Consider the following 25,357-nt stretch of genomic DNA (forward strand, 5'->3'; position numbering starts at 1 on the left):
CGCGTCGTTCTGCTGACGATTCAATGCTTTGAATGCTCGACGCAGCAAAAACGCCGCAATACCAGCCACAGTCAGAAATGCGATCAACACCGGTACGGCATGCTCGTTCATTGCGCTTTGTCTCATCCGTTTGAAAGCTTCGCGGCCGCGATAGCGAATTGATACTACAGGCTATCCATCTTTATACCAACGGTGCGGCTGTGTTGCTCGCCAATATCAGACGAGTGATGGCAAGGAAAATCTCTAGTTGTGTGCGACGAATCGGTCTGTCGTTGGTCCTAGACCATGGACCCGAACACACCAGAGCTACGGGGGCAAGATGAACCGGGACTACACCAGGCAATATCACCAGTTGCGTACCCACATCGATCACATGCTCGGCAGCGGTGCGGTGATCGCCGAGCGAGCGCCGCTCACGATCAGACGTGGCGATCAGCTTTTCCGGGTCTCGTGCGGGATGCTGATCAGCGAGCTGGCACTCGCTGATCGCTAAGGAGAAGCCGCTCGGGACAGCAGCAGCGAAAGCGGCCATCGGCGACACAATGATCACGCAGCAAGGCTGACCGAAAACAGACCCGCTTTCTTCACACCACGTGGTCGGCCGCTATTCGATGCAGGGTTCCGTTACCCCGTTCGAACGCGCTGATATTGGCCAGGGTGGTCTCAGCGATGTTGGTCAGCGCCTCGGTCGTGAAAAAGGCTTGATGGCCGGTGATCAGCACGTTGGGAAACGTCGTGAGGCGCATGAAAGTGTCATCGCTGATGACGCCTTGGGACAGGTCCTGAAAGAACAGCTGCTCTTCCTCTTCGTACACGTCCAGGCCCAACCGGCCGATCTTTCCGCTCTTGAGCGCGTCGATGACGGCCTTGGTATCGACCACGCGCCCACGACCGGTATTGATCAGCACGACACCATCCTTCATTCGCGCAATGGCCTGGGCGTCGATCAGGTGATCGGTTTGCGGCGTCAGCGGGCAATGCAGGGAGATGATATCGGCGTCGGCCAGCAGCGTTTCCAGCGGCACGTATTGCACCAACGCCTCGGCATCGGCTTTCGGGAAGGGATCGCTGGCCAGCACCTTGCAACCGAACCCGCGCATGATCCGGGAAAAAATTAGCCCGATTTCGCCCGTTCCAACCACTCCGACGGTCTTGCCGCAGAGATCGAAGCCCAACAGGCCATCGAGCGAGAAATTGCCTTCGCGCACGCGGTTGTAGGCACGGAAGGTCATGCGGTTGAGGCTCAGCAACAACGCGACCGCGTGTTCCGCCACGGCGTGAGGCGAATACGCCGGCACGCGCACCACCGTCATACCGAGCCGACGCGCCTCGGGCAGGTCGACGTGATTGAAGCCCGCCGAGCGCAGCGCGATCAGCTCGGTGCCGTTCGCCTGCAACAGCTGCAGGACCTCGCGGTCGAGGCGGTCGTTGACGAAGGCGCAAACACACCTGAAGCCTGCGGCCAACGCCGCTGTTTCGGCGGTCAAGCGAGGGTCGAGATAGACCAGCTCATGGCCGTGCGCCTGGTTGGCCTGTTCGAGGAAGCGGCGGTCGTATGGTTTCGTGCTGAATACCGCGATGCGCATGGATGGCTCCTTGATATCTACGACGCCGGTCTGCCGCGTGCTCCTCGCGAGATACGTGAGTCAGCCCGACGAGATAGGTCAAGCCAGCCCGTCGAATCGCGCATAGGGATTACTACAAGGTAGACGATAGCCAAGGAAGGCTACCATTGGATTGGCTTCGTGCTGGCGGCGCAGGTAATCGGTCGAGACCATGAAGTCCGTCAGCAGTCTACGTTCGAAGTTGTCCACCCGAAGATCGGTATAGGCGCTGCCGACACCGGTTTGTTGGCGGATCTTGTACAGCCCCATCAGTGCCGTGAGCTTCTCCGAACCATAGTGCCCGGCCATCGCATCGACAAACTTTCGCTGATCCTCGTCCGACATCTGAAAGTCGCCGACAAGCTGGTGCAACAGTTCGGGAATGAATACCTGGCGGTCTTCGTACACCCAGGCTGCCGAGCCGACAGCAGCAACGCCTAGCGCGGCGGCGGATGAGAGCAATAATGTGCGGCGCTTCATGGGCATTCCTTAGCTATAGAGCAGATCGGCGGCACGGATGGACAGAGCGGCGGCGGTCAGGCTCGGATTGGCCGGCGAGCAGCTTGGGTAGGTTGCGGTGCCCACAACGACGAGATTTCTCATGCGGTGGTGCAGCATCTGGCCGTCGACCACCGAGCCGTCGTCGACCTGCCCCATGCGCAGCGTGCCCTGGACGTGGGACTCGGTCAGACGCCATTCACGGAAATTGATCGATTCGACCGGCAACGGCGCTAGCAGCTTTTCCAGACTGTCCAGACCGTACTGGACGCCTTTCATGCCGTAATCGGACTCGCCTCGGTAATCGATGATCGCCTGGCCGTTTTTTGGATCGATGAGGACTCGGTTTTCCACGTTGGGCAGGTCTTCGCTGACCAGCATCAACGGCAGCGTCTGGTTCCAGCGACCGCGCTCCGGACGAAGGCCATACGGCCAACGGTTTTCGAAATAGACCAGACAGGCCGAATGCTCTTTGCGGAATTCACCGTCGTAGAGCGAATAGTTCAGGCCCGTGGTGATGGTGCTGCCATCGAAATTGCCTAGGCCGTCGAGATAGACCTCGACGTTCGCGCCCACCTGTTCATGCAGGCCCATGCCGGTTTCGCCATGAACGATATCCGAACGCAACAGGATCGCTGGGCTCTGAATGGCATTGGCGCCGAGCACGAACAGATCACCGAAAACCTTGAATTCGCGACCCTCGGAACGGATCGTGGCGCCCTTGACGGTGTTGCCTTCGTATTCGAGCGTGCGCACCTCTGTCTTCAGGCAGACGTCGACTTTGGGATGGTTGAACAGGTCGGCCAGACCGTTCTGCGCTGTGAATTTCGCGTTGACCGGGCATCGATTGCAGGTCGCGTTCGCGCAACAGACACCGCGAGTACCGGTCGCGACCCGAGCCCGACCGGTCGGCATGATGAAGTGATGGTCAGGCATTGCCTGCTTCATGATCATGTCGATCGACGAGCCCTTGTGCGGCGGCTGCGGGAACGGCTGGCTGCGAGGCAGCACCTTGGCCATGTCCTCATCGCCTGCGATCGACATGATCTGTTCGGCCTGGCAGTAATAAGGCTCCAGGTCCTCGTAGCTCAGCGGCCAGTCATTACCGACGCCATAGCGGCTGCGCGTGGCGAAATCGCTGGGGTGCAACCGAGGCGTCTGCGAGAACCAGCAATTCATGCCGCCGCCGAGCGCAATGGTGGTATTCCAAGGCTTCTCGCCGCGATTGTCGTACGTGGATTCAGGCGCGATTGCCGAACTGCTCTGGGTCTGGATCTGCCAGTCCCAGGGATGGAAATCACCCCATTCGATGATCAGCGCACGCCCGGTAAGGTGCTTTAACGCTTCGGTCAGAAAGAAACTGGAGCCGAAACCAGATCCTATGACGACCAACTCATAATGTGCCTTGTCGACATCCCTTGCGCTTACTCGGTTGATATCCACCCAACTACCCTTTCCATATCGCAGCGTCGTTCTCGGACGGCCGCCTCCAACAGTTCGCGCAGCTCCTGCTGCGCGCCGTAAGCGTTCCTTCCGCATCGGCCCCGCCGATCCGCAGTGTTGCCAGGTTAACTCGACCGGCGGTAGAGGCTTAAGTTCCCCCCGAGCCAGAGCGAGCTGGACCATTCACCCGGATCCGACTCGGTCAAACCATGGATTGGCCTCAAGCGTCGCGGCGCGACGCAAGCGGATGGATGGAGCCAACGATCGCCACGGTACCGGGTCGAAGCAGAACCCCCGACTCAACTATCGAGGCCCATCATGATTGTCCCAAACATCGCCACCGCGGCTCTCGCCCTGCTGGTCGCAACCAGCGCAGCAGCCAATCAGGAAACCCTCGATGACCGCCAGAATGCGAATCCGAGCCAGAGCGGTGAAGAGTCGGCACATGGCTACGAAAACCCGACTGGCGTCGATCCGGATCCGCGCATGACCGAGCAAGAAGCGGAAAACGCATACGAGCGAGCCGATGAGCAGGCAGAGCCTGAGGAAGAAAAGACAGGGCAACGCTAGCGCGTCTGGTCGTGGCCCTGTCTCTCATACGGCGCAGGGCTGCTATAGCGCTGCTCGCGCCTAGTTTCGGTCGTGATGAGTCCACCCAGTCGCCGCGTCGAGGCCCCGTCAGCTATCCGGACGGACCACTGCAGCGATATCACTCATGACGTCCGTCCACTCCTCCTCGCCTATTTCCATCAGGCGGAAGAAGCGCAGCGTGAAAATGCCTTCAGCAGCGAAAAAGGCGACACGGGCGCGGCGTCCTTCTTCGGTCGAGGTGTCGAGTCCGGCAAGGCGCTCCCGGTACCACGCCTGGGTCGACTGCAGGTGCTCGGGAGTTTGTAGCAGCGCCGCCAACAGACTCGCCGCCTTGGCGTGAGAACCGGAATCCGAGCCGCGAGTGGCCTCGACATGCGCGCGCACCGCCGTCAGCGGATCGGGGTCGTCCCCGGCGATGCGCTGGAACTGCTCGGTATAACCCCTGCCCCAACGCTCGAACATCGCGTTAATCAGCTCGTCCTTGGTACCGAAGCTGTACTGCACACCACCCTTGGTAATGCCCGCCGCCTTGGCGACGGCGTCTATCGTCAATGCTGCGGCACCTTGTCGATTGACGATTCCTTCAGCCACATCCAGCAGTACCTCCCGATCGATGGTTCTCTTTCTGCCCACATTCACCCCTTTAAATTAAATACGTATGTATTTATATTCTGCCGCAACGTTTTCCCCCAGCCAATTGCTGGAATACCGGAACTGAGGACGACCCGTTGAAATCACCTCTTCGCTGGCTCGTGCTGGGCATATTGTCCAGCGCACTTTTGCTGATCGTCATCGACATGACGGTAATCTACCTGGCGTTGCCCAGCCTGACCTACGAACTGCGCGCCTCGGCCACCGAGAAGCTGTGGATCGTGAACGCCTATGCGCTCACGGTCGCGGGCCTGCTGCCCGGCATGGGCGCGCTGGGGGACCGCTTCGGCCACAAGCGAATGTTCATCGCCGGACTGGTGGTATTCGGCGGGGCCTCGCTGGGCGCTGCCTTTTCGCCTAGTGCCGAGGCGCTGATCGCCGCCAGGGTGGCATTGGCGGTAGGTGCGGCGATGATGATGCCGGCCACGCTGGCGATCATCCGTCACGTCTTCGAGGACGTCCGCGAGCGCGCCCTGGCGTTCGGCATATGGGCCGCTATCGCTTCGGGCGGTGCCGCCTTCGGCCCGGTCGTCGGCGGTGTGCTGCTGGAACATTTCTGGTGGGGCTCGGTGTTCATCATCAACGTGCCGATCGTAATCGTGGCTTTGGTGCTCGCTGTGATCTGGGTGCCCGCCCGGCCCGGCAACCCCGATCGGCCGTTCGACCTGCTCGCCTCGCTGTGGATCATGGGTGCGTTGGTCGGACTGACGCTGGCCATCAAGGAAGCCGGCAAGCCAGACCCGTCAGTGCTGCAAGCCAGCGCGGCGGCAATCACGGCGTTTGTATGCGGCTTGGCTTTCCTGCGGCGCCAGCGCCAGACGACTGTACCGATGATCGAATTCGCGCTGTTTCGCGACCGCAGCTTCTCGGCAGGCGTAGCGACGGCGTTGATCGCCTCGGCAGCATTGATGGGCATGGAGTTGGTGGTCAGCCAGCGACTGCAGTTGGTGGTCGGCTTATCGCCATTGCAGGCCGGTCTGGCCATTCTGCCAATTCCACTCGGCGCCTTCGTCGCCGGTCCGCTTGCCGGACTGGCGTTGCCGCGCTTCGGGGCCGAACGCATCCTGAGCACATCCCTCGCCCTGTCGGCAGCCGGGGCGCTGCTGTATCTGCTGGGTTATGGCGCCGCGCTATGGGTTCAGATTCTGTCGTTCAGCCTGCTCGGTTTCGGCATCGGCGCGGCAATGACTGCCGCCTCCAGCGCCATGCTGTTGCATGCGCCGCCAGACCGCGCCGGAATGGCGGCGTCGATCGAAGAGGTGTCATACGAGCTGGGCGGTGCACTGGGCATTGCCATATTGGGTAGTTTGATGTCCGCGGTGTATTCCGCAGCCTTCGCCGCACCGGCAGGCAGCGCGGCGCCAGCGCTGGCCCGAGACAGCCTCGACGGCGCGCTGATCGCCGCCGAATCCCTGCCAGATGCCCTCGCCGCCCCGCTCGTCAGCCTGGCGCAAAGCGCTTTCGACAGCGCCTTCGTGACGGTAATGATCGGGGTCGTCGCCCTGCTCGGCGCGGCATCGGTCGGCATCGCCCTGTCCACCCGCCGCTCTCATTAGTGGAACGCGCAAGCAGCAGGACGAAGCCTCACGCCAACTGGAGATGCCAGCAAACCCGCCTGCATCGAAATGACCGCTCTGGACATCAAGGCAACACCTGGCTCGTTGCGCTGCATCAAAGCGGCATTGATCGATATGGCTCATAGCTGCGTTCGGCCGACAGCCTTTTCCCTTGCGCGAACGAAGCCTTTAATGGGTCGTTTTCGAGGTTATGCGGTCTATCCACTCAGGCGCAGTCGTAGCTGCTTGTTTTTCTCTGGCATGACCAACCTCAATGACATCCCTCTTGCAGCTGAATTCCCCAACCGACGTTATGGTTCTGGTGCTTGCGGCAGGCCGCGGCGAACGCTTTTCCGTATCCGGCGGCGCAGGCCATAAGCTCGACGCGGTGCTCGCCGGCCAGTCGGTGCTTTCGCATGTCCTGAACGCCGTAGAGGCCGCCGGACTGAAGTCTTTTCTGGTTCGCCCTGAAGGCGGTACGGCTGGCATGGGCGAGTCAATCGCCATGGGCGTCAGGGCAACCGCCAATGCGCCTGCCTGGATGATCCTTCCCGGCGATTTGCCGCTGATTAGGGCGAGCACCATTCGACAGGTAGCTCAAGCCCTGGTCGAAAACCCCATCGTCGTGCCGAACTGGCGCTCGCGGCGCGGGCATCCCGTCGGCTTCCAGCGGCAGTATTTCGCCGAGCTGGCCGCCCTGCAGGGGGATACCGGTGCATCCGTGATCGTGCGGGGCAACAAGCTGCTAGGGCGGGTCCTGGAGCTCTCGGTGGAGGACGCAGGCGCCATCATCGATGTGGATACCTGTGACGATCTGACGTTGGCGCGGCACCTGCTGCAGATCCGGCAGACATCTGATTTCGAGGGGGAACCCAATGGAAAGTATTGACCTCATCGTTCTGCGCACCGCCAGCACCTGGCTCGCGCAGGGCCGCCGCGTGATGCTCGCCACCGTGGTGAGGACCTGGGGATCTTCGCCGCGCCCGACCGGCTCGATGATGGCCTTGCGTGACGATGGCCGGGCGGTGGGAAGCGTTTCCGGCGGTTGCATCGAGGATGATCTGATCCATCGTTACACCACGGCATTCGGCGCTGCGGGACTTCCACAAGGCACGCCCGAGGTGGTGCGCTACGGCGTAAGCGCCGACGAGGCCCATCGTTTCGGCCTGCCCTGCGGCGGAACGCTTGAGCTCGTGCTGGAGTTCGACCCGGCGCTGGAGTCATTGGAGAAACTGCTGTTCGATCTCGACCGTGGCAACCTCGTACGCCGATCCTTAGACATCGCCAGCGGTGAGGTGGCACTGACGAGCACGCCAACCCCCGAGGCGCTGCAGTTCGATGGCACGCGGCTGATCAATACCCTCGGTCCTGGTTATCGCATGCTGCTGATCGGCGCTGGTGCACTCGCGGAGTATGTCGCCACCATGGCGCTGTTCAACGGCTTCAAGGTGACGGTGTGCGACCCGCGCATCGAGTACATGGACACCTGGTCGGTGGCCGAAGTGGAACTGGTCAGCGGCATGCCGGACGACGAGGTCGTCGCCTTCCGACCCGACCCGCGCAGCTGCGTCATCGCCTTGAGCCACGACCCCAAGCTGGATGACCTCGCCCTGCTGGCGGCTCTGCAGAGTCCGGCGTTCTATGTCGGCGCCATCGGCTCGCGGCGCAACAACCAGAGCCGGCGAGAACGGCTGATCGCTCACTTCGGCGAGACTGAGCAATCCCTGCAACGCCTCCGCGGTCCGATCGGCATCTACATTGGCAGCAAGACGCCGGCAGAAATCGCGGTGAGCGTCATGGCCGAGGTCCTGGCGGTGAAGAACGCTGTGCCGCTCGCCCGCGACCAGTTGGTGGCCGAGGCCAAGGAGCAGCGGGAATCCACGAGCCCAGCATGGGCCTGATCGCTTGTTCACGCGACCGTTTAGCTGAGCGCCTTTGAGCGCAGCTCCTTACAGAAGGTCCGCCGGTAATCCGAGGGGGTCGTGCCCAATTGCGCAGCGAATTGCTGACGCAGTGAAAGCGACGTGCCGAAGCCGACCTCCGATGCGATGCAGTCGATCGGCATCTCGGTGGTTTCCAGAAGTTGTTGTGCCCGCGCGACACGTTCGGCGTTGAGCCATTTGATGAAGGTCGTGCCCGTGGTTTCGCGAAAACGGCGGGTGAAGGTACGGCGGCTCATGCTGGCCACATCGGCCAGCGTATCGAGCGACAAGGGTTCGGCCAGATGTTCCCGCGCCCACTCCAGCACGCCGGGCAGCCGGCTTTCGCTCGCCAATTGCGGGACAGGCTGTTCGATGTACTGCGCCTGCCCGCCTTGCCGGTGCGGCGGTGTAACCAGCAGCCTAGCCATCCGATTCGCTACGTCGGCACCATGACGCTGACGAAGCAAGTGCAGGCAACAGTCGATGGCGGCGACCGTACCGGCCGAGGTGACGATGTTGTCGTCAGAAACGTAGAGCACATCCGGGCGGAAGTGGCTGCTGGGGAAGCGCCGAGCGAACAGCTCGCGCGCCACCCAATGCGTAGTGGCTTCGCGGTAATCCAGCAGGCCGGCGTCGCCCAACACGAAAGCGCCCAGGCACAAGCCGACGATCAATGCGCCCTGTGCATGGCACCGGCGCAAGGCGTCGGTCAGCTCGGCCGGCGCGTGCAGGCTGGGATCGCTCCATGCCGGCACGATGACGATATCGGCACGCGCCATCGCCTCCAGCCCATCGGGCACGTCGATCATCACGCCTTGATCGCTACGGACCTGGCCTGGCTTTGCAGCGCAATATCGAACTTCGTAATGCGGCAGGTCCGGTGCATCCTTGGCGGCGCCAAAGACCATTCCGGGCACGGAGAGGTGGAACAGGCTCACGCCATCGAACGCCAGGACGGCAACGCGAAGTATGGACATGACAGATGACCCGCTTTGGAAAAGATGGCCTGAAAATATTCAAGAGCGTCATTCAGGTCAAACATCGAGTGCTGAGCGGTATCGCTGGCAGGTGCTTCCCCGACCTGTGGATCGTGCACGGATCGGGAAATGCAACGGACGGCTCAGGCCGTCAGATAGGCTTGCGTCGAAATCACATTGGCGTAGCCGAACTTCAGGGCAGCCATCATGGCCGCATGCACTTGAGCGGCCGGAACCTGTACACCCTCGAACTCCAGATCCAGCGTCGCGCAGGCATCGTGCAGCACGGTTACCGAATAGCCCAGATCGGCTGCGGCACGAACGCCGGCATCGACACACATATGACTCATCGCGCCGACGATCACGACCTCTTCTACACCCTGCTCGTCGAGCAAACGCTTGAGCTCCGTTTCACGGAACGAGTTGGGGTAGTTCTTGACGATGACAGGCTCGTCATTCTGCGGGGCGACAGCGGGTTGGATCTCGACGTTTTGCGTCCCCGGAACGAAAGCCGGGACTTCCCCGTGGACGAATTCATGACGGATGTGAATAACCGGGACATCCTTGGCGCGGGAGTCGGCAATCACTTTTACTGCGTTATCGACGGCCGCCTCGATACCGGTCAGCGGTAGATTGCCCGTCGGCAAGTATTCGTTCTGCAGATCGATTACGACCAATGCACGCTTGCTCATTATTGGCTCCTTGACGATGGTGTAAGGGGAAGCGTGACCATCATCAGCCATCGGGGCGCTTGTTGCGAAGTGGCGAGATCGACATCTTCAAGGGCTGGATCGACACATGCCGGATAGAGACGTTATAGAAATCGGGATGCTGCTGTATCCCGGTGCGCAGCTGGCGACGGTTCTGGGCCTGACCGACCTGTTCGCGTTTGCACAACGAATCGCCGACGAGCGAGGGGTGCCGGATACGCCGGTTTTGCGCATCAGCCAGTGGCAAAAACAAAGCCCCAGCGAAACTCCGGTGCGAGTACAGGATTCGCGTGCCGGCATGAGCACGACGCCCGCCGTGCTGATTCTGCCCCCGAGCCTGGAAGAACCGATTGCCACCAGCGCAGCGGCGCCCTACAGAGAATGGCTGCAGGCGCAGCACCGCGCGGGGGCCACGCTCGCGTCCGTGTGTGCAGGCGCTTTCCTGCTTGGCGAAACAGGCTTGCTGTCCGGTCGCACCATCACGACGCATTGGCTCTATGTGGAGAAATTCGCGGAGCGCTTTCCAGACGTGCAGCTCGATATCGACCAGCTCATCATCGACGCCGACGACATCATCACCGCCGGCGGCGTCATGGCCTGGATCGACCTCGGATTGCGATTGGTGGACCGCTACCTGGGCGCTGCGGTGATGATCGACACCGCCCAGATGCTTCTCGTCGATCCGCCCGGACGCCAGCAGCGTTACTACAGCGCCTTCGCGCCGCGGTTGGCTCACGGTGATCAGGCCGTGCTGGCAGTGCAGCACTGGCTGCAAGAAACAGGCGCCCGGCAGATCGTCCTGGCTGATCTGGCGCAACGTGCCGGCATGGAAGTTCGCACCTTTCTGCGCCGCTTTCAAAAAGCGACCGGCATGACCACCACCGAATACTGCCAGCGCCTGCGCGTGGGCCGCGCGAGAGAGATGTTACAGGCAAGCCAGCTGTCCATCGAACGGATCGCCTGGGAGGTCGGCTATGGAGACCCCGGCGCGTTCCGCAAGGTATTTACAGGCATCGTCGGGCTTACGCCTAGCGAGTACCGACGACGTTTCAGCGCGGTTTCATAAACAGGCTCCGCGCTCGCCCCAAGAGCCACAATTCGCTCAAAGAATGGCCCGTTTTTATCCATGATTGTCTTTTGGGCCGCTATTACTTATTCCCTCCCGCTCCCACAATGCGCTCCTTCGAAACGAACCCAGGAGTGTTCCATGCACTTTGCAAAAATCAGCAGTTCACTGGCTTTGGCCGTCAGCCTCGCCTTCACCAGCGCGTTTGCCTCGGCACAACCAGCAGACACATCGGCCACGCCTGCCGAGCAAGTTCAGCTGCAGCAGATCCGCAGTGCTACGCTGATAATCACCTACGCCGACACGACCTTTCTGATCGACCCGATGCTCGCGAAGAAAGGCACTTACCCAGGCTTCGAGGGCACTTACCGCAGCGAACTTCGTAACCCGCTGGTCGAGCTGCCGATGCCGGCCGAAGAGGTACTCGCCGGGGTCGATGCGGTGATCGTCACGCACACCCATCTGGATCATTGGGATGAGGCCGCGCAGCAGATGTTGCCCAAGGATCTCCCGCTGTTCGTACAGAACGAATCCGATGCCGAGATCATCCGTGGGCAGGGCTTTCGCGACGTCCGGATTCTCACTGACCAAGCGGAGTTCGGTGGCGTCACGCTAAGCAGGACCGGCGGCCAGCACGGTACCGACAAAATGTTCGCCACCCCTGAACTCGCAGAGTTTCTCGGCGTTGCGATTGGCGTCGTCTTCGAAGCGCCAGAGCACAAAACGCTCTATCTGGCAGGCGATACCATCTGGCGCGACGAGGTCGACCAGGCGCTAACCCAATACGAGCCGGAAGTCATAGTGCTGAACGCGGGTTATGCGCAGGTGACTGGCTATAACGGCGCCATCATCATGGGCAAGGAAGATGTGCTGCGGGCCGCCCAGGCGGTGCCGGACGCAACCGTGGTGGCGACGCACATGGATGCCATCAACCATATGAGGCTGAGCCGTAAAGAGTTGAAAGCCTACGTTCAGGAGAAAGGCATTCAGGAACGCGTCGAGATTCCCGAGGATGGGGCAACACTGAAGTTCTAAGCTGGCTTGGGGCCGCCTTATCAGGGCGGCCTACCTGCCCTAGCCAGGGCTTCTAACGCCGTTGCAGTCGAGCGGGCGGCTGGCGGATGATCCAGTGAAACGGGGGCTTTGCACCGACTCCATCATGCTCAAGAATGTAGCTCAGGTCTGAAACGATCAATGATTGTATACAATTGCTGGAGATTTATTTGTCAGCATGTGTACAATTGAGCACATAGCTCCGCACCCAGCCTGCGGCCATCTCGACCGCAGGCACCACCAACAAGATGGGAGTCATATGGCAAACACAAGGTACTACGCCCCCACTGGCGGGCACCCAGCGCAGACTGAGTTGCTGACCGATCGCGCGATGTTCACGGAGGCCTACGCCGTCATTCCGAAGGGCGTGATGCGCGACATCGTCACCAGCCATCTGCCCTTCTGGGACAACATGCGCATGTGGGTGCTCGCCCGCCCGCTGTCCGGCTTCGCCGAGACCTTCTCCCAGTACATCGTTGAACTGGCCGACGGCGGTGGCAGCGAAAAGCCCGAGCAGGATCCGAACGCCGAAGGCGTACTCTTTGTGGTCGATGGCGAGTTCACCCTGACCCTCGAAGGCACCCAGCACGTCATGCGTCCGGGCGGCTACGCCTTCATCCCGCCGGCGGCCAAATGGAGCCTGCGCAACAACAGCGGCGCCCCTGCACGCTTCCACTGGGTACGCAAGTACTACCAGGCCGTCGAAGGGCTGCCATATCCGGAGGCGTTCGTCACCAACGAGCAGGACGTCGAGCCGATCGCGATGCCGGGCACCGATGGCAAGTGGGTCACTACTCGCTTCGTCGACATGAGCGACATGCGCCATGACATGCACGTGAACATCGTGACCTTCGAGCCGGGTGCGGTGATCCCATTCGCCGAAACCCACGTGATGGAGCACGGCCTGTACGTACTGGAAGGCAAGGCCGTCTATCGCCTGAACCAGGACTGGGTCGAAGTGGAAGCAGGCGACTACATGTGGCTACGCGCCTTCTGCCCGCAGGCCTGCTACTCCGGCGGCCCCGGCAAGTTCCGCTACCTGCTGTACAAGGATGTGAATCGTCACATGGACCTGGGCAAGTACAACCACCGGGCCTGATCCTTCGCATCGAACGCCCTCCTCGCCTCTCGGCCAGGAGGGCGTTTTCATTTCTGCGGTTCGTTCGCGAAGCGGTCGCCAGTTGATCTAGAAAGCCAGGATGGAAGCGACCAGCTGTCGGCCACGTGCCGTGACTGCTTCTCGACCGGCTCGCTGGCATCAGGTGACAGCCTCGTGCCAGGAGCCAAAGGGGTCGGGAAGTCGCTCCCAAGTCTGCACGCCCGCGGCCATCTCCTGGTCGTCGAGCAGGCAGGCATCCAGTTCCGCGCTCAGTCGTTCGAAATCGATGTTCTGACCAATGAAAACCAGCTCCTGCCGGCAGTCGCCGGTCTGGACGTCCCAGTGCTTGAGAATTTCCTGCATCCCCTCATCATCAGTGGGCCATTGTGTCTTCGGTACGAAGCGCCACCAACGCCCCGCCAGACCATGGCGCATCAGACCACCGGCCTGGGACCAGCTACCGGCCTCTTGGTGCTTGCTCGCAAGCCAGAAGAAGCCCTTGGAGCGCAGCAGCTTGCCATTGCTCCAGTCACGGATCAGAAATTCATGGAAACGCTGCGGATGGAATGGCCGACGCGCACGATACGCGGTTGAGGCGATACCGTACTCCTCGCTTTCGGGCACGTGCTCGCCCCGTAGCTCCTTGAGCCAGCCTGGCGCTTGAGCGGCACGCTCGAAATCGAAGCGGCCGGTATCCAGGATATTGCCCAGCGGCACCTGGCCCATGCTCATCGGAATGATTTCAGCGCGCGTATTGAGGCCGCGCAGGATGGCAGTCAGCTCTTCACGTTCGGCGCTGGAAATCAGATCAATTTTGCTGATCAGGATGACGTCGGCGAACTCTACTTGTTCAATCAGCAGATCGGTAATAGAGCGTTCATCCTCTTCGCCCAACGTCTCGCCGCGGCTGGCCAAGCTCTCCGCTTCGTGGAAATCAAGGAGAAAGTTGACCCCGTCGACCACCGTGACCATGGTATCCAGGCGCGCGAGGTCGGACAGGCTCCGCCCCTGATCGTCGCGGAAGGTAAAGGTCTCGGCCACCGGCAAGGGTTCCGCGATGCCGGTGGATTCGATCAGCAGGTAGTCGAAACGGCCTTCGCGAGCCAGGCGACTAACCACCTCCAGCAGATCTTCGCGCAAGGTGCAGCAGATGCAGCCGTTGCTCATTTCCACCAGTTTCTCTTCGGCACGATTAAGGCTTACGTCGCGTTGTACTTCGCTGCCGTCGATGTTGATTTCGCTCATGTCGTTGACGATCACCGCGACACGACGGTTCTCGCGGTTCTTCAGCACATGGTTGAGGAGCGTGCTCTTGCCGGCGCCAAGAAAGCCGGACAGTACGGTGACGGGAAGTCGATCAGTCATAGGGGGAGCCTCAAGTCTCACGTAGATGTTTCTCTTTCTTTTCCTGCCGCTCCTTGGCCTCGATGCACAACGTCGCAGTAGGTCGCAGCAACAGGCGGCGCAGACCGATCGGGTCGCCGGTTTCCTCACACCAGCCGTATTCGCCGCGGGCCAGGCGCTCAAGTGCCCGGTCAATCTTGTCGAGCAGCTTCTTCTCACGTTCGAGCAGGCGTAGCTGCCACTGTCGCTGCTCCTCCGTACTACCGATATCCGCAGGATCGCTGCTCGGCTCGTGATCGCGTAGTTCATCGAACTCGCTCGTGATTCGCTCCTGCAGCTCACGACGCTCGGTCAGCAGCAGTTCGCGAAAGAACGCCTGCTGCTGTTCGCTCATGTATGCGCTGGAGGGTTGCTGAAGCAGTTCCTGCTCAGTCATGGGTGGCACCAATGATCGATTGAGACGACACGACATCCATAAATCCGCTCTCTGACGTTCTTCTTGATAAAGGCGTTTGGCATACCTGCTGGGCTACGGGTGGGATCCCATCAAGGGTGTCGCCCAGCTAGACATTGTTATGATATAACATTTGCAGCCATATCAATCACACCCAACTCGAAATGAAGGAGCGGCTTATGAAACCAGGCATCCATCCCGACTATCGTCCCGTCCTGTTCCACGACACGGCGGCGGACGTCTACTTCCTGATTGGCTCAACGGTCGAATCCAGCCGTACGCACCAGCACACCGATGGCAATACCTACCCGTACGTGGCGCTCGACGTATCCAGCGCATCGCATCCGGTCTACACCGGCCAGCAACGCAAAACGACGTCCGAAGGCCGTATCGCGGGCTTCAACAAGCGCTTCGCAGGATTTACCACGAAGAAGTGATCGCACTTTTCACAACGCCAAGACGATCCGCTCGAATATTCGAGCGGATAGCGCCCTAGCCCCCGATCACAATCATCCAAGCCACGGAAGACGCTTCAATGTCCCGCAAGCCCCACCTTCTTACTGTCCGCACACCCGCCCGACTCGTTGCTGCCCTCGCCCTGCTACCTCTGGCCGCACTGGGCGCTGACCAGACCCTGAACTTCGAACCCACGGTCATCACCGCCACCTCCACGGTGCGCCAGCTGAGCGATGCACCCGCAAGCGTTACGGTCATCACCCGCAAGGAACTGAGCATGCGGCCCGTTCAGGATCTCGAAGATGCCCTGCGCGGCACGCCGGGGCTCCAGTTCACCGGCATTGGCATGACACGCCGTGGCGTCAGCATTCGTGGGATGGGAAGCGAGCACACGCTCGTACTGTTGAACGGGCAGCGCATCAATACGGCCGCAGGCGCCGTGGCGCACGCCGATTTCGATCTGGGCTGGGTGCCGGTGGAGGCTATCGAGCGCATCGAGGTGATACGCGGCCCGATGTCCTCGCTCTACGGCTCCGAGGCGCTCGGGGGTGTGGTCAATGTGATCACACGGCGCGCTACGGACGCATGGCAGGGCGCGGCGCAGATCAACGGCGGCGTACGCGAGGACGGGCGCGGCGGCCAGACACACCAACTTGGGGCCTATGCCGGCGGCCCGCTTGTGCCTGGACTGCTCGGCCTATCCATGAGCGGCGAGACGCGGCGCCGCCAGGAAACGCCCTTTCACGACGATACCTCGCCGTCTGAGATCGAAGGCCGTGACGCACACAGCGGCGACATCACGCTGAGCTGGACGCCAGACACCGCGCAACGCATCGACCTCAGCTATGCAAGCGGCCTGGAGGATCGCTGGCGCAACACTCGCAGTGCTGGACGCGCACCGGTGGAGTACGAGTCCAGCGATCGCATCGAACGTGAGCGATTCTCCCTCGTCCATAGCGGCGACTGGGCGTGGGGCAGCAGCTCGCTGCGCGCCTACCGCAACACACTGGAGCGTACCAACCGCTATACCAACGGCGTGGTCCCCTCCTCGCCACGTCAGGAACTCACCGACGACATCGTCGATGGCAGCCTGACCCTGCCATTTGCCGACATGCACCTGATCACGCTCGGCGGCGAGTGGCGCAAGGAGCAGCTGGAGGACGGCGGCTTTACGACAGGCGATGCCCGAATCATTCACCGTGCGCTGTTTCTGCAGGATGAAATCCAGTTCAACCCGGCCTGGTCGCTGGTCCTGGGCAACCGCTTCGATCAGCACGAGGAATACGGCTGGCACAACAGCCCGCGTGCCTACCTGGTTCACCATGTTAACGATGCCCTGACGATCAAGGGCGGCGGCGGCCGCGGGTTCAAGGCGCCCTCACTCAAGCAGCTATCGCCGGGCTATTCGGCCATCGGCGGCGGCGGGATGTTCAAGATTAACGGCAATCCGGATCTCGAACCCGAGATCAACACCATGTACGAAATCAGCGTGGACTATCAGGCAGACGGCTGGTCCGCGAACGCGGGTGTCTTTCAGAACAACGTGCGTGGTCTGATCCAAACGGTCTGCGTATCGAGCTGTGGCGTTCGCGGCCAAGAAGTTCGCAACTACGACAACGTCGACGAAGCGCGCATCCGCGGGCTTGAGCTAGGCGGCGGTGTAGATTTGCCCGCCAACCTGCGCTGGGACCTGAACTACACCTACCTCGACGCCATCGACCGCAGCGCCGACCGGCGCCTGGGTGATCGCGCGCGTCATCTGGCCAACACCCAACTCCAATGGACGCCGAACGCCACGTTCACCGGGCAGCTGCGTGGCGAATACGTCGGCAGCCAGCTGACCTATTCCAGCAACACCGCCTATGCGGTGCCGGCCTACAGCCTGTGGCATCTGGAGCTGACGCAGCGGATTACCGACGCCCTGAGCATTCGCGGCGGCATCGAAAACCTGACCGACGAAGACTTCAGCGATGCGTCTGACAACTTCACCTTCGCCGAACCGGGCCGCACCTATCACGTCGGCTTGAGCCTGAGTTTCTGACATGTCCAGTTGGATCAGAATCGGCGCGGCGCTAATCGCGCTGGCCGGCTGGGGAGCGACTGCGTTCGCCAATCCGGTACGGCAAGACATTCATGTACAGGTGCTGACGACCGACTTCGTCCTGCAGGGCAAGTTCGACCGGCTGGCGGGCTGGGCGGACCGATACGGTGTCACGCTCGATACCCTGCGCGTGTCCTCGGTAGCCACGCCGCAACACGGCACTGACGCGGACCTGCTGATACTGGACACGCCGCGCCCTGCGGACCTTGCGGCGGTCCAGCAGCAGTTCGACGCGCTAATCGCGAGGGGCACGCCTTGGATACGCGTCGGCGGGGGTTCGCCTGCCTTTGGCAACCTGCCTATGCCGGTCGCCAGGCGGTTGATCGGTTATTACGCTAACGGTGGCGAACAGAACCTCAGGGATCTGTTCGCCTACCTGCGAGCCTGGCACGACGACCTCCCCACCGACTCGATTCCTGCCCCTACGGAGCTGGGCAAGGTCGGCTTCTATCATCCCGACGCACCCGCGCCCTTTACAGAACTCGACGAATACCTCGCCTGGGGCGCCGATCGCTGGACGAAAGATGCGCCGCGTGTCGCCTTCGCCATTCACCGCGGTGCCATCGTCGATAGCCACTTGCAGTTGCTCGACGCGTTGATGAAAAGCAGCGAATCGCGCGGCCAGGCTCCAATCGCGTTCTGGATGGATGACAGGGACCCACAGGCGCTGAGCAAGGTGCTGATACCCGCACGCAGCGATGTGCTGGTCAACCTTCAGCACATGCAGAACGGTCCGGCACGTCAGGCAGAGTTTCTAGCACTTGGCATCCCGGTGCTGTCCACCCTGACCTGGCGGGAAGGTGATTTTGCGCATTGGCAAGCGTCCGATAGCGGTATCACGGCGCGAACCGCCGCGGCCATGCTGACCATCCCCGAAAGCTGGGGCATGACCGATCCGCTGGTGATCGCCGCCGTCGAAAATGGCGAGCCGACCCCAATCCCCGAGCAAGTCGAGGCGCTGCTCGGCAAGGTCGACAGCCTGACCCGGCTGCGTCGGCTTGCCCCTGCGGAGAAACGTCTGACGTTGATGTTCTGGAACCATCCCGGCGGCGAAAAGAACGTGGCCGCGTCCAACCTCAACGTGCCACGCAGCCTGGCGCGCCTCTCTATTGCGCTGCAGACGGCCGGCTATGACGTGCCCGTCACGGGTGAGGCGCAGCTGATCGAAACGGCGCAGCGCCTGCTTGGCGGCTATTACCGGTCAGACACACTGGACGATCTGCTAGCCGACGGCCTTGCCGTGGCGTTGCCGCTGTCGGACTACCAGCGTTGGCTCGCAGATCTGCCGGCATTCAGACGCAAGGCATTACTCGAGCGATGGGGCGATCCGACTGACCATTGGGCGCTACGTGAAGTAGACGGCAAGCCTCATTTCATCATTCCCGCCGCGCGCCTCGGCAAGCTATTACTGCTGCCGCAACCGCCGCGTGCTGGCCGTCCCGGCGAGGCCTATCACGACAGCAAGGTCGCGCCGGATCATCTCTATCTGGCCGCCTATCAAGCGCTGCGAGAGGTCTTTAAAGCCGATGCGCTGATTCACTTCGGCACGCACGGCACGCAGGAATGGCTACCCGGTAAGGATCGCGGCCTGGCCGCGAGCGACTACCCCTTCCTTGCGCTGGGCGATATGCCGGTGTTCTACCCCTACATTCAGGACAACATTGGCGAGGCCATACAGGCGCGCCGTCGCGGTCGCGCGGTCATCGTCAGTCACCAGACACCGCCCTTTGCGCCCGCCGGGCTGTATGACGAGCTGCGCGACGTGCATGCGCTGATCCACGAATACCAGCAGCTTGACGAGGGCGCGGTGCGTGAAAACACGGCCGAACGTATTCGTCGGTTGGCCTTGCAAAGCAAGCTGCTGGAAGACCTTGGCTGGGACGAAGCGCGCATGCGCGCCAATACCGGAGACTTCCTGCTGGCGTTGCATGATTACCTGCACGAGATGGCCCAGGCGAACTTGCCGCTCGGCCTGCACACCTTCGGCGAGCCTGCATCCGCCGAACACCGTCTGGCCACTGTGCTGCAACAGCTGGGCGAGCCCTACCTGCGTGCGCTGGAGCTGGCCGACGACGAGCCGATGGCCGAGGATTTCGCCGGACTGCAGGCCAGCCTTCCCTATCGCACCCTGCAGCGTTATTTGCGCGAGGATGAAAGCCTTGACTCGATTACCGATACCGAACTGCGCGAGCAGATCGAACGCGCACGCGTGTTGGACGCCCGGCTGACCGACACAGGTGAAATGGAAGCGCTGCTGACCGGCCTTGCCGGCGGCTTCGTCGCACCCGGCCCCGGCGGCGATCCGGTGCGCAATCCGGACGTGCCAAGCGGTCGCAACCTCTACGCCTTCGAGGCCGACAAGTTGCCGACCCGAGCGGCCTATGAGGCAGGCGGCAAGGCACTGGAGCAACTGCTCGCGAGCTACCGTGATGAGCACGAAGGCGCATTGCCGACGAAGCTCGCCTTCAGCCTGTGGTCCTCCGAAGCCATGCGCCACCTGGGCATCCTCGAAAGCCAAGTCTTGCACGCACTGGGTGTACGTCCGGTTTGGGATGGGGGAGGACGGGTTCGTGCCCTGGAGATCATCCCGGCAGCGGAACTTGGCAGAGCACGCATTGATGTCGTCGTCCAGGTCACCAGCGTCTACCGCGATCAGTTCGATGGCTTCATGCGGCAATTGGCCGATGTGATGGAGCGGCTCGCCGTGCTGGATGAACCGGGCAACACGCTGGCCAGCAACAGCCGGCTGCTGGCCCAGCGGCTACAAGATCAAGGGGTCGATGCCGATCGCGCCGAGCGCTTGTCGCACTTGCGGCTGTTCGGTAACGAGCCCGGCGATTACGGCACCGGTGTTTCTCAGTTGACGATGGATTCCACACGCTGGGAAAACGATTCGCAGCTCGCCGAGCAGTTCCTCTCGCGGTTGCAATATGGCTACGGCACCGGCAGTTGGGGAGAGAAAATCGACGGCCAGAACCTGTTCGCCGAACAACTCAGGGGGGGCCAGGCCGCGGTCATGGCCCGCTCCAGCGAGCTCAACGGCGTGCTGTCGACCGACCATCCGTTCGAGTTTCTAGGGGGACTTTCCCTGGCGGTCCGCCATCTCAACGGTGCCAGCCCGTCGCTCTATATATCGGACCTGCGCAAGACCGAGCCCCGCACGACCGGCGCCGCGAGCTACCTCGCCAGTGAACTGCGCAGCCGCTACTTGAACCCGCAATGGATCAGCGCAATGCAGCAGGAAGGCTACGCCGGCACGCTCGAGGTGTTGAACGTCGCCAACAACCTCTGGGGCTGGCAAGCCGCCGACCGCAGCATGGTTCGCGCCGACCAATGGCAGGCCCTGCATGACACCTTCGTAATGGACCAGCGCGAGCTTGGCCTCGATCAATGGTTCGAGGCACACAACCCCACGGCTCAGGCCCAGCTGATCGAGCGTATGGCCGAGGCGATCCGCAAGGGTTACTGGGATGCCTCCGATCAAACCCGACGCGAACTGGCCGAACGTTGGCAGGCGCTCACCACTGGACATGGCGCCGATGCCGGCGAGCCGATTTCCCGAGACTTCATCGAACAGATGGCCGCCGGCTACGGCCTCGCGCCAACGGCCGCAACGCCCACCTCTTCAAGCAACGTGGGCGCGGACGAGGCGGTGCGCGGCCAGGTGATGCAGGAAGTGGCTGAGCAACCGAGCGAAGCGCCGAACCCATGGCGGCTTCTGCTCGGCATCGCCGCGTTGCTGTCGTGCCTCGTACTTGGCGCCCTACTCCAAGCGCTCGCCAACCATCGCGTCGAGCCGATTTTTAATTCTCAGTGAACCGAAACCCATGAATGCACTTGAAACCAGTCTCTACGAACTGACACGCATCTTTCTCGTACCCGTTCTGCTATTGATCCTGGCCGCGCTGGCTTATGCCTTTTTGGCATTGGGCAGCTTCGCCATGGAGGCCTGGCAACGCCGTAACGGCCGCTATCGTTCCGTCCTCGCCGCGCACCAAGCGGCAAACGGTGGCACCAGCGATGACCTCGAGCTCTGGATCATGCAACGCCTGGAATGGCTGCGCGTAACCTCGCGCAGCGCGCCGATGCTGGGGCTGGTCGCGACGATGATTCCCATGGGCCCAGCCCTGCTGGCACTGACCCAGAGCGATGCAAAAGGCATCGGCGAGAATCTGGTGGTCGCCTTCTCCTCGGTGATCCTCGCGCTCATCGCAGCGAGCGTCACCTTCTTCATTCTCACCGTTCGGCGCCGCTGGCTGTTGCAGGAGCTGCGTGCCATCGAGCGCGCCGGGGTACAGTACCGATGAGATTTCTCGACCATGACGACGACGATGACCCGCTGCTGTCAGTCGTCAACCTGATCGATTTGTTCCTGGTGGTGATCGGCATTCTGCTCATCGTCATCGTGCAGAACCCGCTCAATCCATTCAGCCAGGAGAAGGTCGTGGTTATCGAAAATCCGGGCGAAGCGAACATGCGCATGCTGATCAAGGACGGTCAGGAGTTGAAGCAATATGAGTCGAATGGGGAAATCGGCGAGGGCCAGGGCGCCAAGGCTGGAATCACCTATCGCCTGAACGACGGAAGGATGATTTATGTGCCCGAGGAGAATGCATTGGTTAAGTGATTTCTAACCGTGATTTAGGCAAAAGAAGACAGGCCAATCCTCGTGAGCCGCATCGGTATCGTGCCGATAGCCTACCGGGTAGTCGAACCTTATGCGGGGCCAGGTCGAAAATTTGGCGAACAGCCATTCCAAACGGTCTTGTTATATTATAACTTTCGCGTCCCGCTTTATATCCAGGACGCGCTTACATGACTAACGCCGCCGCCACGATGCCCGCAGCCGGCACGCTTTCATCCCTTCATGCCAAGACGCAGGTACGCACGCGAATGCTTGCGATCGACGCATTGCGTGGGCTGGTCATGCTGTTCATGCTCGTCGACCACGTGCGGGAGACCTTTTTCCTGCACGTTCAGGTAGGCGACCCCATGGATCCGGTCAACACGCCACCTGAGCTGTTCTTCACGCGTATCAGCAGCATGGTCTGCGCACCGGTCTTTGTATTCCTGACCGGCCTTTCCGCATGGTTGTACGGGCAATCCCACAGCCGCAGCGAAGTGTCGACGTTCCTGCTCAAGCGGGGCGTATTCCTCGTGTTCCTCGAACTGACCCTGGTGAACTTCGCCTGGAACGCGACCTTCGTACCGCCGACCCTGTGGTTGCAGGTCATCTGGGCAATCGGCTTGAGCATGATCGTACTGTCCGCACTTATCCACATGCCGCGTGCCGCGCTGGCGGTGCTGGGCTTGGTGATCGTAGCCGGCCACAACCTGCTCGATGGCATCGTGCTCACAGCGGATTCGCCATTCTTCGAGATCTGGTCGATCCTGCACCAGCGTTCCTTTATCGAAATCACCGAGCACACGCGTGCACGGACCACTTACCCCATCCTGCCCTGGATCGGTCTCATCGCGCTTGGCTACTGCGCCGGCCCCTGGTTTGCCCGCGATGCCGATCCGGCGCAGCGTGCCCGCCGCCTGTTGATGTGGGGAGTCGGTTTGCTCGTGGGTTTCGTCCTGATCCGCTACCTGAACGTTTATGGCGACAAGCCCTGGAGCGCCATGGAAAACGGCGTGCGCACCTTCATGAGCTTCATGTCGCTTACCAAATACCCGCCTTCCCTTATGTTCCTGATGCCAACCATCGCCGTCGGCTTTCTGCTGCTCGCCTGGTTTCAGCAACTCGAAGGGCGTCCCGTGCTGAAGGTGCTTTCGCTGTATGGCGGCGCGCCGATGTTCTTCTATGTCCTTCACCTGCTGGTACTCAAGGCGCTTTACCTGATCGCGGTGCAGATCTGGGGTCTGAATCAAGGCAACTACTACGGCTTCGATAGCCTCGCCGGTATCTGGCTATGGGCTGTGATGCTGTCGGCAGCACTTTATTTTCCGACCCGCTGGTTCGCGCAGCTCAAGCAGCGCCGTCGCGATATCGCCTGGCTGAAATACTTCTAAGGCTTGGTGATGAACAGGAAAACCAGTTATTGGATGCGGGTGATGTCGCTTTCATGCCTGCCATTGGCGGCGTGTGCTGGCGCACAGGAGCAGGCGGCCGGTTTCATCGAAGATGGCACATGGAACGTGCTGAACCGCACCGTCTACGACCGTCGTGATTACCGCCACGGCGGGCTCAACGGGGCCGCGCGCAATGCAGCTAAACCGCGCGGCGAGCGCAGTGACCTGGCGGAGGAATGGGGCTACGGGCTGATGGGCAGCTACGCCTCTGGGTTCACCCAAGGCACGGTCGGCTTCGGCCTCGATGCCCACGCCTATCTGGGGGTAAAGCTGGACAGCGGCGGTGGGCGCGCTGGCAAGGCTCGTCTGCTTTCGGTGGATAACGAGGGGCATCCCAAGGATGACTATGGGCGCGCTGGTGCAGCGGCGAAGCTGCGTCTGTCATCCACAGTGCTGAAATACGGCGAGCAACGAGTGAAGACGCCCGTCTTCGGTTCGTCCGACAGCCGCCTATTGCCCGAAACCGCGACGGGGTGGTGGGTAACCAGCCAGGAATGGAGTGACGTGACCCTCAACGGCGGTCATTTCACCGAAAGTACCGACCGCAATGCCAGCAGCCACGAGCGTGGGTTCGTCGTGAACTACTCCAACGGGAGACAAGGCGACTCGTTCGACTTCCTGGGCGGCAGCTATGACGGCATGGAGCGCCTCGACCTTCGTCCTTTACAGCGCACAATACGACGAAACCTGGCGGCAGCATTACCTGGGCGGTGTGTACGCATGGCCGATCGATGACGAACAGGCGTTGTCCTTTAACCTGAATCTCTACCGCACACAGGACACCGGCGAAGCACGCTCGGGCGCTATCGACAACACGACCTGGAGCCTGATGAGTACTTACTTGCACGGTGCCCATCGCTTTTCGTTGGGCTACCAGAAGGTGCATGGAGATACGCCGTTCGATTACGTCACCCGCGGTGCCATCTACCTCACTAACGCGGTGGCGCTGTCTGACTTCAACGGGCCGAATGAAGCCTCATGGCAACTACGCTATGACCTGGCGATGGCCGCATACGGCATCCCCGGCTTGAGTTTCAGCGCAGCATATATTCGCGGCAGTGGCATCGACGGTAGCGATGTGGACCCCAGCGGTGGCTATGCCTATTTGGGCTACGGCCGTAACGGACGGCACTGGGAGCGTGACCTGGAAGCCCGTTACGTCGTACAAAACGGGGCCGCCCAAGGGATGACCTTCAGCGCCCGTTATGCAGTGCATCGGGGCAACACCGATCAGGCGGAATTGGACGCCGACCAGATTCGCTTGGCGGTCGAGTATCCCATCCAAGGAACGTTCTAGTCCGCAGCGCGGTGAGAGGCTGCCGGTCTATCCGACTGCAGACCGCACGGCGGCTCGGCGCCGGTGAAGAAGCACCATGGACGACAGATGCCCGCCGATACAAAAGCGTGGCTGTGAGCGTCTCTCAGATGGTGGAGTTCAGATCGGCATAGGGCGGCTTCGGGCGGGCTGGAATGTGCGTTCTTGCCCCAATTCTGCCCAAACCAGGCTTAGAAAAAGAAGAAGCCCCGCTACACACTAAGCGCGGCGGGGCTTTCAGGTCTTTTCAATAATGGCGGAGAGATAGGGATTTGAACCCTAGGAACAGTTGCCTGTTCAACGGATTTCGAATCCGTCCCGTTCGGCCACTCCGGCATCTCTCCAGCGGCGCGCATCATAGCAGTTCGCGGGCGATTGTCGAACCCCAGGAAGGTGTTTTTTCGCTCGCTATTCAGGATGTTGCGCTAAACCCCTAACGCTT

At 61.4% G+C, this 25,357-nt stretch carries 22 protein-coding genes, 1 tRNA gene and 1 pseudogene; 15 read left to right on the forward strand and 9 right to left on the reverse strand.

The features are described 5' to 3' along the window. Positions 1-319 precede the first annotated feature (319 nt). Positions 320-493: a hypothetical protein gene (locus tag NA647_RS15430; protein WP_256046971.1), complete on the forward strand. Its 174-nt coding sequence runs from the start codon at positions 320-322 to the stop codon at positions 491-493. Positions 494-584: 91 nt separating this feature from the next. On the opposite strand, the gene NA647_RS15435 is transcribed toward NA647_RS15430, so the two are convergent. The 3 genes from NA647_RS15435 to NA647_RS15445 form a co-directional block, all read right to left on the reverse strand. Further along, complete coding sequence (locus tag NA647_RS15435; protein ID WP_256058503.1) at positions 585-1,586, reverse strand: 2-hydroxyacid dehydrogenase; 1,002 nt, start codon at positions 1,584-1,586, stop codon at positions 585-587. Positions 1,587-1,664: 78 nt separating this feature from the next. Further along, on the reverse strand, positions 1,665-2,084 hold the full coding sequence (locus tag NA647_RS15440; protein ID WP_256058504.1) for a hypothetical protein: 420 nt from the start codon (positions 2,082-2,084) through the stop codon (positions 1,665-1,667). Positions 2,085-2,093: 9 nt separating this feature from the next. Continuing rightward, complete coding sequence (locus tag NA647_RS15445) at positions 2,094-3,545, reverse strand: GMC oxidoreductase (RefSeq protein WP_256058505.1); 1,452 nt, start codon at positions 3,543-3,545, stop codon at positions 2,094-2,096. Positions 3,546-3,863: 318 nt separating this feature from the next. On the opposite strand from NA647_RS15445, the gene NA647_RS15450 reads away from it, so the two are divergent. Then, complete coding sequence (locus NA647_RS15450) at positions 3,864-4,115, forward strand: hypothetical protein (protein WP_256046976.1); 252 nt, start codon at positions 3,864-3,866, stop codon at positions 4,113-4,115. Between the two features lie 108 nt (positions 4,116-4,223). On the opposite strand, the gene NA647_RS15455 is transcribed toward NA647_RS15450, so the two are convergent. After that, the gene (locus NA647_RS15455) at positions 4,224-4,769 is read right to left on the reverse strand and encodes a TetR/AcrR family transcriptional regulator (protein ID WP_256058506.1); all 546 of its coding nucleotides are present in this window, start codon (positions 4,767-4,769) and stop codon (positions 4,224-4,226) included. A gap of 95 nt (positions 4,770-4,864) precedes the next feature. Here NA647_RS15455 and NA647_RS15460 point away from each other — a divergent pair, with 95 nt between their 5' ends. The 3 genes from NA647_RS15460 (at position 4,865) to NA647_RS15470 (ending at position 8,244) form a co-directional block, all read left to right on the forward strand. Then, positions 4,865-6,343: an MFS transporter gene (locus tag NA647_RS15460; RefSeq protein WP_256058507.1), complete on the forward strand. Its 1,479-nt coding sequence runs from the start codon at positions 4,865-4,867 to the stop codon at positions 6,341-6,343. A gap of 274 nt (positions 6,344-6,617) precedes the next feature. Continuing rightward, the gene (locus tag NA647_RS15465) at positions 6,618-7,232 is read left to right on the forward strand and encodes a nucleotidyltransferase family protein (protein WP_256058508.1); all 615 of its coding nucleotides are present in this window, start codon (positions 6,618-6,620) and stop codon (positions 7,230-7,232) included. After that, the gene (locus NA647_RS15470; protein WP_256058509.1) at positions 7,219-8,244 is read left to right on the forward strand and encodes an XdhC family protein; all 1,026 of its coding nucleotides are present in this window, start codon (positions 7,219-7,221) and stop codon (positions 8,242-8,244) included. The genes NA647_RS15465 and NA647_RS15470 overlap by 14 nt, the downstream gene beginning before the upstream one ends. A 20-nt stretch (positions 8,245-8,264) precedes the next feature. Here NA647_RS15470 and NA647_RS15475 read toward each other — a convergent pair whose 3' ends face one another. Both NA647_RS15475 and NA647_RS15480 read right to left on the reverse strand, forming a co-directional pair. After that, the gene (locus NA647_RS15475) at positions 8,265-9,242 is read right to left on the reverse strand and encodes a GlxA family transcriptional regulator (RefSeq protein WP_256058510.1); all 978 of its coding nucleotides are present in this window, start codon (positions 9,240-9,242) and stop codon (positions 8,265-8,267) included. 143 nt (positions 9,243-9,385) lie between these two features. Beyond that, on the reverse strand, positions 9,386-9,934 hold the full coding sequence (locus NA647_RS15480) for a cysteine hydrolase family protein (protein WP_256046983.1): 549 nt from the start codon (positions 9,932-9,934) through the stop codon (positions 9,386-9,388). Positions 9,935-10,040: 106 nt separating this feature from the next. Between NA647_RS15480 and NA647_RS15485 the strand changes: the two genes are divergently transcribed. From NA647_RS15485 to NA647_RS15495, 3 genes are all read left to right on the forward strand, one after another. Further along, the gene (locus tag NA647_RS15485; protein WP_256058511.1) at positions 10,041-11,018 is read left to right on the forward strand and encodes a GlxA family transcriptional regulator; all 978 of its coding nucleotides are present in this window, start codon (positions 10,041-10,043) and stop codon (positions 11,016-11,018) included. A gap of 141 nt (positions 11,019-11,159) precedes the next feature. Further along, entirely contained in the window at positions 11,160-12,053 is an 894-nt protein-coding gene (locus tag NA647_RS15490; protein ID WP_256058512.1) for an MBL fold metallo-hydrolase, read from the forward strand. 277 nt (positions 12,054-12,330) lie between these two features. Further along, positions 12,331-13,170: a bifunctional allantoicase/(S)-ureidoglycine aminohydrolase gene (locus NA647_RS15495; RefSeq protein WP_131650231.1), complete on the forward strand. Its 840-nt coding sequence runs from the start codon at positions 12,331-12,333 to the stop codon at positions 13,168-13,170. 159 nt (positions 13,171-13,329) lie between these two features. Here the strand turns inward: NA647_RS15495 and zigA are convergent, their stop codons facing one another. Beyond that, positions 13,330-14,535: a zinc metallochaperone GTPase ZigA gene (zigA, locus tag NA647_RS15500; protein WP_256058513.1), complete on the reverse strand. Its 1,206-nt coding sequence runs from the start codon at positions 14,533-14,535 to the stop codon at positions 13,330-13,332. 10 nt (positions 14,536-14,545) lie between these two features. Beyond that, positions 14,546-14,950, reverse strand: a complete 405-nt coding sequence (gene dksA / locus NA647_RS15505) for an RNA polymerase-binding protein DksA (RefSeq protein WP_256058514.1) — start codon at positions 14,948-14,950, stop codon at positions 14,546-14,548. Between the two features lie 197 nt (positions 14,951-15,147). Here dksA and NA647_RS15510 point away from each other — a divergent pair, with 197 nt between their 5' ends. From NA647_RS15510 to NA647_RS15540, 7 genes and pseudogenes are all read left to right on the forward strand, one after another. Next, positions 15,148-15,405, forward strand: coding sequence for a type B 50S ribosomal protein L31 (locus NA647_RS15510; protein ID WP_256047015.1), 258 nt, complete (start codon positions 15,148-15,150; stop codon positions 15,403-15,405). Between the two features lie 98 nt (positions 15,406-15,503). Next, the gene (locus NA647_RS15515) at positions 15,504-17,465 is read left to right on the forward strand and encodes a TonB-dependent receptor domain-containing protein (RefSeq protein WP_256058515.1); all 1,962 of its coding nucleotides are present in this window, start codon (positions 15,504-15,506) and stop codon (positions 17,463-17,465) included. A gap of 1 nt (position 17,466) precedes the next feature. After that, positions 17,467-21,342 (forward strand): cobaltochelatase subunit CobN, encoded by a 3,876-nt coding sequence (cobN, locus tag NA647_RS15520; RefSeq protein WP_256058516.1) that lies wholly within the window; start codon positions 17,467-17,469, stop codon positions 21,340-21,342. 10 nt (positions 21,343-21,352) lie between these two features. Beyond that, on the forward strand, positions 21,353-21,832 hold the full coding sequence (locus NA647_RS15525; RefSeq protein ID WP_256058517.1) for a MotA/TolQ/ExbB proton channel family protein: 480 nt from the start codon (positions 21,353-21,355) through the stop codon (positions 21,830-21,832). Then, positions 21,829-22,152 carry a DUF2149 domain-containing protein gene (locus NA647_RS15530; RefSeq protein ID WP_256058518.1) on the forward strand — a complete coding sequence of 108 codons (324 nt, stop codon included), beginning with the start codon at positions 21,829-21,831 and terminating at the stop codon, positions 22,150-22,152. The genes NA647_RS15525 and NA647_RS15530 overlap by 4 nt, the downstream gene beginning before the upstream one ends. A gap of 209 nt (positions 22,153-22,361) precedes the next feature. After that, entirely contained in the window at positions 22,362-23,540 is a 1,179-nt protein-coding gene (locus NA647_RS15535) for a DUF1624 domain-containing protein (protein ID WP_423836485.1), read from the forward strand. A 33-nt stretch (positions 23,541-23,573) separates the two neighbouring features. Further along, positions 23,574-24,897: pseudogene (locus NA647_RS15540) on the forward strand (OprD family porin). A 272-nt stretch (positions 24,898-25,169) separates the two neighbouring features. On the opposite strand, the gene NA647_RS15545 reads toward NA647_RS15540, so the two are convergent. After that, positions 25,170-25,259: transfer RNA gene (locus NA647_RS15545), tRNA-Ser, on the reverse strand. Positions 25,260-25,357: the final 98 nt, after the last annotated feature.

Origin of the sequence: Stutzerimonas stutzeri, from assembly GCF_024448985.1 — a bacterium.
In the GTDB taxonomy this organism is placed as follows: Bacteria; Pseudomonadota; Gammaproteobacteria; order Pseudomonadales; family Pseudomonadaceae; genus Stutzerimonas; species Stutzerimonas stutzeri_AP.

What these genes read in the sequence shown, in the direction of transcription:
- NA647_RS15435 (WP_256058503.1), bottom strand. Translation starts at nt 1,586, where the DNA reads ATGCGCATCGCGGTATTCAGCACGAAACCATACGACCGCCGCTTCCTC.
- NA647_RS15495 (WP_131650231.1), top strand. Translation starts at nt 12,331, where the DNA reads ATGGCAAACACAAGGTACTACGCCCCCACTGGCGGGCACCCAGCGCAG.
- NA647_RS15535 (WP_423836485.1), top strand. Translation starts at nt 22,362, where the DNA reads ATGCCCGCAGCCGGCACGCTTTCATCCCTTCATGCCAAGACGCAGGTA.
- NA647_RS15515 (WP_256058515.1), top strand. Translation starts at nt 15,504, where the DNA reads ATGTCCCGCAAGCCCCACCTTCTTACTGTCCGCACACCCGCCCGACTC.
- NA647_RS15450 (WP_256046976.1), top strand. Translation starts at nt 3,864, where the DNA reads ATGATTGTCCCAAACATCGCCACCGCGGCTCTCGCCCTGCTGGTCGCA.
- cobN (WP_256058516.1), top strand. Translation starts at nt 17,467, where the DNA reads ATGTCCAGTTGGATCAGAATCGGCGCGGCGCTAATCGCGCTGGCCGGC.
- NA647_RS15530 (WP_256058518.1), top strand. Translation starts at nt 21,829, where the DNA reads ATGAGATTTCTCGACCATGACGACGACGATGACCCGCTGCTGTCAGTC.
- NA647_RS15485 (WP_256058511.1), top strand. Translation starts at nt 10,041, where the DNA reads ATGCCGGATAGAGACGTTATAGAAATCGGGATGCTGCTGTATCCCGGT.
- NA647_RS15440 (WP_256058504.1), bottom strand. Translation starts at nt 2,084, where the DNA reads ATGAAGCGCCGCACATTATTGCTCTCATCCGCCGCCGCGCTAGGCGTT.
- NA647_RS15480 (WP_256046983.1), bottom strand. Translation starts at nt 9,934, where the DNA reads ATGAGCAAGCGTGCATTGGTCGTAATCGATCTGCAGAACGAATACTTG.
- NA647_RS15475 (WP_256058510.1), bottom strand. Translation starts at nt 9,242, where the DNA reads ATGTCCATACTTCGCGTTGCCGTCCTGGCGTTCGATGGCGTGAGCCTG.
- zigA (WP_256058513.1), bottom strand. Translation starts at nt 14,535, where the DNA reads ATGACTGATCGACTTCCCGTCACCGTACTGTCCGGCTTTCTTGGCGCC.
- NA647_RS15525 (WP_256058517.1), top strand. Translation starts at nt 21,353, where the DNA reads ATGAATGCACTTGAAACCAGTCTCTACGAACTGACACGCATCTTTCTC.
- NA647_RS15490 (WP_256058512.1), top strand. Translation starts at nt 11,160, where the DNA reads ATGCACTTTGCAAAAATCAGCAGTTCACTGGCTTTGGCCGTCAGCCTC.
- NA647_RS15470 (WP_256058509.1), top strand. Translation starts at nt 7,219, where the DNA reads ATGGAAAGTATTGACCTCATCGTTCTGCGCACCGCCAGCACCTGGCTC.
- dksA (WP_256058514.1), bottom strand. Translation starts at nt 14,950, where the DNA reads ATGACTGAGCAGGAACTGCTTCAGCAACCCTCCAGCGCATACATGAGC.
- NA647_RS15510 (WP_256047015.1), top strand. Translation starts at nt 15,148, where the DNA reads ATGAAACCAGGCATCCATCCCGACTATCGTCCCGTCCTGTTCCACGAC.
- NA647_RS15430 (WP_256046971.1), top strand. Translation starts at nt 320, where the DNA reads ATGAACCGGGACTACACCAGGCAATATCACCAGTTGCGTACCCACATC.
- NA647_RS15465 (WP_256058508.1), top strand. Translation starts at nt 6,618, where the DNA reads ATGACATCCCTCTTGCAGCTGAATTCCCCAACCGACGTTATGGTTCTG.